Origin of the sequence: Streptomyces sp. NPDC048411 (assembly GCF_040704695.1) — a bacterium.
Classification (GTDB): Bacteria; Actinomycetota; Actinomycetes; order Streptomycetales; family Streptomycetaceae; genus Streptomyces.
In genome coordinates this window covers 57,233-66,380 of sequence record NZ_JBEZKL010000031.1, presented here as the reverse complement: position 1 = coordinate 66,380, position 9,148 = coordinate 57,233, and the positions used below count along the sequence as shown (strand labels likewise).

9 protein-coding genes and 1 pseudogene are annotated in these 9,148 nt (G+C 71.1%); 3 read left to right on the top strand and 7 right to left on the bottom strand.

Going from position 1 to position 9,148, the window contains the following annotated elements; all coding sequences use genetic code 11:
• Window positions 1–293: 293 nt before the first annotated feature.
• Together AB0915_RS14310 and AB0915_RS14305 are read left to right on the top strand one after the other, a co-directional pair.
• Window positions 294–498: pseudogene (locus AB0915_RS14310) on the top strand (hypothetical protein); the annotation flags it as partial.
• A 25-nt stretch (window positions 499–523) separates the two neighbouring features.
• Window positions 524–1,168, top strand: a complete 645-nt coding sequence (locus AB0915_RS14305) for a protein-L-isoaspartate(D-aspartate) O-methyltransferase (RefSeq protein ID WP_366691364.1) — start codon at window positions 524–526, stop codon at window positions 1,166–1,168.
• A 4-nt stretch (window positions 1,169–1,172) separates the two neighbouring features.
• On the opposite strand, the gene AB0915_RS14300 is transcribed toward AB0915_RS14305, so the two are convergent.
• The 5 genes from AB0915_RS14300 to AB0915_RS14280 all read right to left on the bottom strand — a co-directional run bounded on the left by AB0915_RS14300 (window position 1,173) and on the right by AB0915_RS14280 (window position 6,478).
• On the bottom strand, window positions 1,173–1,625 hold the full coding sequence (locus tag AB0915_RS14300; RefSeq protein ID WP_366691363.1) for a YbhB/YbcL family Raf kinase inhibitor-like protein: 453 nt from the start codon (window positions 1,623–1,625) through the stop codon (window positions 1,173–1,175).
• Window positions 1,626–2,035: 410 nt separating this feature from the next.
• Window positions 2,036–2,551 (bottom strand): tetratricopeptide repeat protein, encoded by a 516-nt coding sequence (locus tag AB0915_RS14295; protein WP_366691362.1) that lies wholly within the window; start codon window positions 2,549–2,551, stop codon window positions 2,036–2,038.
• Window positions 2,506–2,766 carry a hypothetical protein gene (locus AB0915_RS14290; RefSeq protein WP_366691361.1) on the bottom strand — a complete coding sequence of 87 codons (261 nt, stop codon included), beginning with the start codon at window positions 2,764–2,766 and terminating at the stop codon, window positions 2,506–2,508. Before AB0915_RS14290 ends, AB0915_RS14295 begins: the two co-directional genes overlap by 46 nt.
• Before the next feature lie 359 nt (window positions 2,767–3,125).
• Window positions 3,126–5,369, bottom strand: a complete 2,244-nt coding sequence (locus AB0915_RS14285) for a PQQ-binding-like beta-propeller repeat protein (protein ID WP_366691360.1) — start codon at window positions 5,367–5,369, stop codon at window positions 3,126–3,128.
• A 350-nt stretch (window positions 5,370–5,719) separates the two neighbouring features.
• On the bottom strand, window positions 5,720–6,478 hold the full coding sequence (locus tag AB0915_RS14280; protein WP_366691359.1) for a TetR family transcriptional regulator C-terminal domain-containing protein: 759 nt from the start codon (window positions 6,476–6,478) through the stop codon (window positions 5,720–5,722).
• Between the two features lie 105 nt (window positions 6,479–6,583).
• On the opposite strand from AB0915_RS14280, the gene speB reads away from it, so the two are divergent.
• Window positions 6,584–7,600: an agmatinase gene (gene speB / locus AB0915_RS14275; RefSeq protein ID WP_366691358.1), complete on the top strand. Its 1,017-nt coding sequence runs from the start codon at window positions 6,584–6,586 to the stop codon at window positions 7,598–7,600.
• Window positions 7,601–7,821: 221 nt separating this feature from the next.
• Here speB and AB0915_RS14270 read toward each other — a convergent pair whose 3' ends face one another.
• Together AB0915_RS14270 and AB0915_RS14265 are read right to left on the bottom strand one after the other, a co-directional pair.
• Window positions 7,822–8,235: a cupin domain-containing protein gene (locus AB0915_RS14270; protein ID WP_366691357.1), complete on the bottom strand. Its 414-nt coding sequence runs from the start codon at window positions 8,233–8,235 to the stop codon at window positions 7,822–7,824.
• 192 nt (window positions 8,236–8,427) lie between these two features.
• Window positions 8,428–9,093, bottom strand: a complete 666-nt coding sequence (locus AB0915_RS14265; protein ID WP_366691356.1) for an SDR family NAD(P)-dependent oxidoreductase — start codon at window positions 9,091–9,093, stop codon at window positions 8,428–8,430.
• Between the last annotated feature and the right edge of the window lie 55 nt (window positions 9,094–9,148).

Genomic DNA, 9,148 nt, shown 5'->3' with positions numbered 1-9,148 from the left:
GCCGGGGCCGGGGCACCGCGCGAGGAGCGCGCCGACGAGGCCCTCGTCCGGGCCCTCGTCGGCACCGGTGCCGAGCTGGTCGTCGTACCGGAGAACGAGCTGAGGCTGTACGAGGGCGTGGGCGCCCTGCTGCGATACACCGACCCGGGGACCCCGTCCTGACGCCGAGGCGCTGCGCCTCCCGGTTCACGGGTCGCCCCTTGCGCCCGACCGCCCCCGGGTCGCGCCGCGCGCGGAACGTGCCGACACTGGGCTGGAGCGGGAGCGCGGCAGATGAGCGGCGGATGGGGCGCATGAACAGGAGCAGGAGCGGCGCGGAGGAGACGGATGTCTTGATCACCCCGCCCAAGACCTGGGCGGTAGCGTTGCCGGCGTTGGCCAACGCGCTGGGGTGCTCCCTGGAACAGACGACGGTGCGCCGCCCGGTGGCTCAGCCAGCAGGGCCGGCTCACCGAGCCGATGGTCGAGCGGCCCGGCTCGGACCACTACGAACCCATCGGCTGCGACGCGGCCCCGCGGTCCGATGACCCATGAAGGGACCCCCGAGGACCTCGTCCGCGCGGCCCACGCCGTGGGCGTGACCGACGACCGTCTCCTGGAGGCCGTACGGAGCATCCCCCGGGCGGAATTCGTCCCCGCGAACGAGGTGGCATCCGCGTACCGGGACACGCCTGTGCCGCTCCCCCACGGGCAGGTGACCACCCAGCCCTCGCTGATCGCCATGATGGTCTCCGCTCTCGGCCTCACCGGAGACGAACAGGTCCTGGAGGTCGGGACCGGATACGGCTGGCAGACCGCGCTGCTGGCCCGCTTGGCCGCGTACGTTGTCAGCGTCGAGCGCTGGCCCGACCTGGTCGACGAGGCCCGCTTGCGGCTGGCCGGGCAGGGCATCGGCAATGCCGAAGTCGTACTCGGCGACGGGACCCTCGGGATGCCCGCCCGTGCCCCGTACGACGCCGTCATCGTCTGCGCGGCCTTCCCGCGAGTGCCTGAGCCGCTCGTGGATCAGCTCCGCTCCGGTGGCCGGCTCGTCCAGCCGATCGGGCATGGTGGGCAGGAGCACGTCCAGCTGTACGAGCGGCGGGCCTGCGGCCTGGTGCACCGCAGGATGGTCACCGCGGCCCGGTTCGTCCGGCTGTACGGCGCCTATGGCTACGACCATCACTGACGCGTCAGCGCTGATAGGTCCCGACCAGGGTGCCGGAGGCCAGCTCCCTGCCCTTCAGGGCACGGTGCACGTCCTCGGCGCCCCGGTGGTCGTGCAGCGGCAGCGGCTCGGACAGGGCGTACAGGCGGAAGAAGTAGCGGTGCGGCCCGTGCCCCGGTGGAGGCATCGGCCCTCCCCAGCCCACGCGGCCGAAGCCATTGGGCCACGGAAGGCCCCCCTGAGGCTTCTGGCCCTCCGCCGCCCCGGTGGTCCTCGGATCGATGCCGGTCACCAGCCAGTGCAGGAAGGTCGTCCCCGGCGCGTCCGGGTCCTCGCACAGGAGCACCAGCTCCGTAGCCTCGTGGGGCACCCCCGACCAGGTCAGGGGCGGTGAGATGTTCTCACCCTCCCCGCTGTACCGACGGGAGATCACCGTTTTGTCGTCGAACGCGGTGCTGCTGAGTTCAATTCCGCTCATGCGCGCCGCCATACCCGCAACGGCGGCACCGGCACCGGTCCGCACCCCAAATCCCCCGTTCGGCCGAGCCCGACCGGCCCGCCTCCCCAGGCGGGGGTGAGGATGGGCGTGTGCCGACAAGAATGCCTTCGGACCGACGAGGGGCGCAGGACCGGTGTGATCGCCGAGGTCCTCGTGCTGTTTCGGGCTCACCACCGGGGCGGTGTCGTCTTCGTCGGGCGAGGCAGGGTTCCAGCTGAAGTCCCGCGTTCAGGCATGGGTGTCCGCGCTCCTGGCTGGCGTAATCGTCGTCTGCATGCCGTACGACGAGAGGACTTGCTGGTACCCGACCCCATGGACTGGTACTTTCCGACCGACCAGGCCACCATCGTGGGCCGGGAGCCGGCAACCAGGTGACTTCTTCAGGCACGTCAACGGCTGCGGCACGGCGAGCGCTTGGCGCTGTCTTGGCAGCCGAGGCGGTGTCGGTCGCGGGAAACCGGATCGCCCTGATGCACCAGGCGTTCGGCCACCGCGACCACACCGCCCAGCGTCCCGAACGAAATGCGGTCTTTTGCGGGGACAGTCCGCGGGGAGGGGTCGGTGTCAACTGTCTCAGGAGGGCTGCACAGCCTGACGACCTGGGCGCGGGCGCAGGCATGCTCGTCAGGGTGACCACCGTGCCGGGCGAAGTGGTCGTCCATGTACGCGAGAGCCTCGTCTGCTCGGTCGGCCTCGACGAAGATGCGGCAGAGCAGATCGATGATCCAGTCGGAGTCCCCTCCGGCCGTCTCGGCCGCCGGACCCAGTATCTCGATCGCTTCGTCGTGGCGGCCATGACGCGCGAGAAATTCAGCGAGTTCGAATGCCGCGTGAGGGTCTCCTTCTCTCCTGTACTGCCTCAGCAGAGCAACCGCCTCCTCGATCCGGCCCCGTTCCTCCGGCACAGGGCCGCGACCTGCTCCTCGAACTCCGTACCCGTCAGCGCGTCCATCTCGGCGAGTGTCCGTAGCCCGTTCTCGACCCTGTCAGCCTGCCGCCACAGGTGGTCCCGTTCGCGAACCTCCCGGTCCGTGCGCCGGAGCCACCAGGCGGCCACACCCGCGCCGCCCAGCACTAACGCGCCGACGAGGTAGGGCCAGACCGCAGACCAGAACACCATCAGGAGGATGATCGCAGCGGCCCCGCCCACGGTCACTCGCTTGAGCCGGGCCGCCCTCCGCCTCCGTGCAGCCGCACCTCGTCTCCGCCGAGCCGCCATGCACGCCTCCCCCCCCTCGCCCACGTCCATCAGTCTGGGCAACAAGGCGCATCACGAGTAGGGCTCGAAGTCGGCCAGTGGCCGATTCCGGCCACCACGTATCTCGCGGACCTGGCCGTCCCGGACGTCATGGCGAAGCTGAGTAAGCCGAGCGGGCCGGGTGCGGGGCTCGACGACCAATGCTCAGGACTTGTGGATCGGCCTGAAGGAAGAAACCCGATCTTCGTAAGGAAAGCGGCCGGCGTCCGGTGCCGCCCGGGTCAGCCCGACTTCGGCGGCTTCTGCGCGTCGAAGGCGAAGAGAGTGTTCTTGGCCGCGGCCACGATCACCGCACGCCCCGCAACGGTCACGCGCGGGCTTGCGCCCTGCTCGCCCGTCAAACCATCGGCCTGCGGGTCTGTTGTCCACAGGGGTTTGCCCTCGTACGGCGACAGCGCGACCACCCGGCCGGTGGCCGAGCTGAAATACAGCGCGTCGGCTCCCGCAACGGGACCCGACGCACCCTCCACGGCAGTCTGCCGCGACCACTTCTTCCGGCCGGTCGCGGGGTCGAGCGCTGTGACGAGACCGGTCTGCCCGCTCACGTAGACGGTGCCGTCCGCCATGCCGGGCGTCCCCGCGTATGTCTTGGCCAGTCGGGAGTACGTGACCTTCCGCGAGGCCGGGTCGACCCGCGCCACCCCGTCGTAGCCGGCCAGCGCCGTTCCCTCCATGTGTCGCTGAAGGAGTACGAGCCTGCCGTTGGCGACGCCCATCGGCACGGCGGGGCCGTTAACCGCGATCGGCCTGCCCAGTGTCCCCGAGGCGCGGTCGACCGTGTACAGGGTGGGGTGGCGCACCTCTGAGGCATCCACCTCCGCATCGGTCGCGCACATCGCCAAGAGCTGTCGGCCCACCGGGACGGGAGCGCACTGCGTACCCGCGGGGAACGACGTCGTCCAGGTGACTTCACCGCTGTGCGCGTCCCGCGCCTCGAAGCGGGAGTTGGAAGCGTCGACCGTCACAACGGCGGAGCCGACCACAATGGCGTCCTGAGTCCGGCCCGTGACGGCCGTCGACTGGGCGCCGGACGGCACGGACCACAGCTCCCGGCCGTTGTTCGCGTCGATGGCCACCACCTCGCTGGGAGGGTCCTGCGGGGCGTCCTGGGCGGCGAAGCGGTAACCGAGCACCGTGTCGTCGGTGACGCCCACCAGGTGCATGCCCTGGACAGGGACGCCCGGGCTCTTCGCCGTCCATACCCGCGAGCCGTCCAGGGCCCTGATACGGGTCGCGACAACACCGCCGCCCCCGCAGAACAGCGCGTCGCCGCGAGCGACGCAACGCAGCTCGTCGGGGATGTCCTCGCGACCGCCCTGCACGGTCTTGCGCCATGGCCCGAAGCCGTCCGGAAGTGCGGCACTCTGCGCCGCAACGCTGTTCCCCTTGTCGCCACCGCTGTTCCCGCCAAAGCTGCCCGCCTTCAGCATGGCGACTCCCCCGCCGATCGCTGCCACCGCGACCGCCGCCGCGAGCACAGGACGCCATCGGCGACGCAGACGGTGGCCGACGGGGGTGCCAGTGCTCCCTGTATCGGGACCGGCCGGACCGGTGGTCGGGGCAGTCGGCGCCGGGGTGGCACGCGTCGCGAAGTGATGCTGGGTGATCATGTCGCGCGTGCGGCCCGCGCCAACCCCGTTCGTGTCGGTCCCACCAAGGTCGGCCGGCAGGTCCCGCAGCAGCACGAGGAGTTTGTCCGCCGAGGGGCGCCCCTCGGGCTCCTTGTCCAGGCACGACTCGACGACCGCGCGCAAAGCCACCGGCACGGCACCCAGCGACGGCTCCTCGTGGACCACCTGATATGCCGTCATGTACGGGCTGTCCGCATCGAAGGGTCCGTGGCCCGTCGCTGAGTACACCAGCAGCGTCCCCAGCGAGAAGACATCGGACCGCGGCCCCACACCACGCGGCGCCTGCAACTGCTCCGGCGACATGAAGGGCGGCGTACCGATGACCCGCCCTGTCATCGTCAGCGTCTGCTGGTCCACGGCGCGCGAAATGCCGAAGTCGATGACGCGCGGGCCCTCGGGCGAGAGCACGACGTTCGAGGGCTTCAGGTCACGGTGGACGACCCCCACCCGGTGGATGTCGCGCAGCGCCTCCGCCAGCCCGATGGCGAGCCTCCTCAGCTCCGCTCCGTTCAGCGGGCCCTTCGTGGCGATGCGCTGGGCGAGCGTGTGCCCCTCGATATAGGTCGTCGCCATCCACGGCTGCTCGGCCTCAGGGGCAGCATCGACCACGGCGGCGGTGAACGCGCCGCTCACCCGCCTCGCCGCCGCCACCTCCTGCCGGAAACGGATGCGGAACTCGTCGTCCCCCGCGAACTGCTGGTGGATCAGTTTGATCGCGACAGGTCGCCCCGAACTCGTACGGGCCAGAAAGACCGTGCCCATGCCCCCTGAGCCGAGCCGCGCCTCAAGCGGATAGCCGCCGATCTCGGCTGGATCATCTCCGCGCAGCGACACTCTTCCCGACCTCCCGTCCCCCGTGCACCTCTGCCACCACGGGCCTGCGTACCTGTCCTGCAGACAAACTAGCCGCAGGGCAGTACGGCAGAGCAAAGCGGGTGACGAACAGGGAGCCCAGGGCCGCTCCCGTGCCGCACACGACACGATCTACAACCTGTGCCATGTGGCACCCAGGGAGGGGCCGATCACCGGGGTCATGCGTAGGTCCAGGGTTCGATTCCCTTGGGCGGCTCCGACAAAGGCCAGGTCAGACAGCGTCTGACCTGGCCTTTCGGGTTTTCCCGGCGCCGCGGCCGATCCTCCGGCGACAGTCAGATGACGGTCCCGCTGCGGTTCGGGTCCGTTCGTCAGGGGGTGGTGGGGCGGGAGGGGGCGCGGGGGGCGCGGCGGCGGGGGGTTGCGCGGTTGGCCGGGGGAGCGGGCGGTTTCGGGGCCGCGTCGGGGAGGGGCCGGAAGGGCAGTTCGCCGCGGTAGCCGACGGCGAGGGCGAACTGACGGCCGGCGAGGCGGCGGGCGTCGTCGAGGGAGAGGGCGCCGGGGTCGGTGAGGAGGCGGTTGGTCAGGCCGTCGAGGAGGGCCATGGCGACAGTGGCCGCGTCGCGGGGGTCGCAGTCGCGGAAGTCGCCGCAGTCGAGGCCGTCTTCGACGGCGGCGACCAGCGGGGCCAGGACGCGACGGCGGAGTTCGGCGAGGGCAGCGGTGAGTTCGCCGGATCCGGCGGAGCGGATCTCGAGTTCGCTCCACAGGCGGCATTCGAGGACGTCGTCGTGGGTGAGCGGCAGCCCGAAGTCGACGAGGTCGGCGAGGCGTTCGGCCGGTGCCTGGCGCTCGGCGCTGTGCGTCCGGCCCTCCAGCCGGGCCTCGGCGCGGGTGAGTGAGTAGGCGAGCGCGTCGGTCAGCAGCCGGTCGCGGCCGGTGAAGTGGTAGTGCACCAAGGCGGTCGACACGCCGGCGTGGGCGGCGATGTCGGAGATGCGGACGCCGTCGAACCCGTCCCGGGCGATGAGCTCCACCGCGGCCTGCAGGATGCCGTCGCGGCCGCCGGAGGCTCCGCCGGAGGAGTTCGTGCCGGATGTGGGTGCGGGGGTGCCGATTGCCTTGCTCACGATCCGATCCTGGCACACCTCTTGTCGCACCTCGGGTGCTGACTTTAAAGTCAGCGCACCTGTTGCTGATTTTAAAGTCAGCGAATTGCGCGCAAGGAGAGCACCATGAGCCGCTACGGCACGATGTTCGGCCCGGACATCACGTTCCACGGAGTCAAGTCCTGCACCCTCGATGAGCCCGACACGTACCGCGGCGCCGACGTCGTGATCGTCGGCGCCCCGTTCGACGGGGGCGTGAGCCACCGTCCCGGCACCCGGTTCGGCCCGCAGGCGATCCGGTCGACCGACTACCTCGCGCCGGACGCGTCGCGCCCGTCGCTGCCGCTGCGCGTCGACGCGCTCGCGGACCTGCGCGTCCTCGACGCCGGCGACGTGGAGATGTTCGCGGGCGACATCGAGGGCAGCATCCGGGCGATCGAGGAGGCCGTGTACGCCATCGCCTCTGCCGGGGCGATCCCGCTCGTCCTCGGCGGCGACCACACCGTCGCGCTGCCGGACATCACCGGCGTGGCCCGCCACCACGGCTTCGGCCGCGTGTCGGTCATCCACTTCGACGCCCACGCGGACACCGCGCACATCGAGTTCGGCCACCTGCACGGCCACGGCCAGCCCATGCGCCGCCTGCTGGAATCCGGCGCGGTGCGCGGCGACCGGTTCCTCCAGATGGGCCTGCGCGGTTACTGGCCGGACGCCGAGACGCTTGACTGGATGGCCGACCAGCACATGCGCTCGTATGAGATGAGCGAGATTGTCACGCGCGGCCTCGACACGTGCGTCGAGGAGGCCATGGCCATCGCGCTCGACGAGTGCGACGGCGTGTTCCTGTCCATCGACGTCGACGTGGTCGACCCGGGCATGGCGCCGGGCACTGGAACCCCCGAGCCGGGCGGCCTGACGTCCCGCCAACTGCTGGACACCGTGCGGCGCCTGGCGTTCGCGCTGCCGGTGGTCGGCCTCGACGTGGTCGAGGTGTCACCGCCGTACGACCACGCCGACATCACCGCGATGCTCGGCAACCGCATCGTGCTCGAAGCGTTGTCCGGCATCGCCGCCCGCCGCCGCGGCAACACGTGGCAGCCGGCCCGCCCGCTCCTCGAAGGACGCGGCACCGCGGCGCAGTGAGCAGGGCCCAGTGACCCGCGTGGCGGCCGGGGGCGCCGTGCAGTGTCTCCCGGCTGCCCCGCGGCCGAGCCTTCGTACCGCCGCGGCAGCACCGAAGACGTCACTTTCGCGTGCGCGGGCGCCCAGAGCGTCAAACGAGCGTCATGGCCAACAGTTCATTCCTCCTCTTCAGGGCGGAACTGGTTCCCACGACGTGGAGTCGACCGTCCTCGTGCTCGCCCTCAGCGGGTGACGATGGCGAGCGCTGCGGCGTACTGCTCGTCGGTCACCGGTTCCAGCCACGTGGTGCCGTCACCGTCGGCGTCGCCGACGACCATGGCGATGTGGGCCATGAGGGTCGTGTCGGTGCCTCCGTGCCAGTGCTCCTCTCCGGGCGGACACTTAACGGTCTGGCCGGCGCTGACGCGTACGACGCCGCCGTCGCGGGTGCCGACGAGACCGGTGCCGTCGGTGACGTAGAGGGTCTGGCCGTTGGCGTGGGAGTGCCAGTTGGTGCGGGCCCCGGGGGTGAAGCGGACCAGGGCGGACGCCAGTCGGGCCGGTTCGACGGGGGCCTCGATCATGTTGAGGTAGACGTCTCCGGTGAAGCGCTCGGCGGGAGCCTTGACGGTCGGGGTCTGCGTGACGTGTTCCACGGAAGGTGTTCCTTGCTGTGCGGGTGCGGGCGGGGTGGCGGTGTGCCGGTGTCAGGCGGTGCGCTCGTCGGCGAGCAGCTTGAGCTGGTTGGCGTCAGGGCCAGCAGTCCCGCAGCCGCCGAGATCACCGGCAGGGTAGGGAGAAGTCGCATGCCCGGCCTTGGAGTTGGAGACATGTCCAGCACCTCGCCGTCACCCGGGCATCGGCTCGGCGTAGTGGCGGAAGCCACCGCGCTCGGTATGCAGGGCGTACAGCCGCTCCGCCAGCATCTGAGGACTGCTGTGCTCGGCGTCGGGCCGGATCGCGCCGGGGATGATCAGCTGCGCGGCGTGGATGTTCTCCGCAGCGAGCGCGTCATGGAGCATGCGGGCGTAGGCGCTCTCGGCGGCGAAGGCGATCGAGGTACCGGCCCGCTCGGGGTGCGGGCGCACCGCGCTGCCGCCGTTGACGAACAGAAGGGTGCCGCGACCCAGCGCCCGCATGCCGGGGAGGACTGCGTCCACGCAGGTCACCGGTCCCTTCACGGAGAAGGCGAGCGGGTCGTCCAGGTCGTCGGCGGTGGTGTCGAGGACCGGCTTCATGAAGTCGGCGCGCGGCACCGGGCTGTACTGCAAGATCTCGATCGGCCCGAGCGTCTCGGCCGCGTCGTGGAGTGCGGCGGCGAGCGCGGCCGGGTCCAGGACGTCCGCAGCGAATCCGCGGGCCTCGATGCCGTCGCGGCGGAGATCGTCCGTCAGGAGCGCGAGGTGCTCGGCGCCGCGGGCGATCAGGGCGACGTCATGGCCGGCGGCGCCGAAGCGGCGGGCGGCGGCAAGGCCCAGGCCGGGACCGGCACCGACGAGAGCGTACGTGGTCACGCTGGCGGTTCCTCCTCAACAGGGGCCGGGGCCCGGCGTCCGGCCCCGGCGGAAA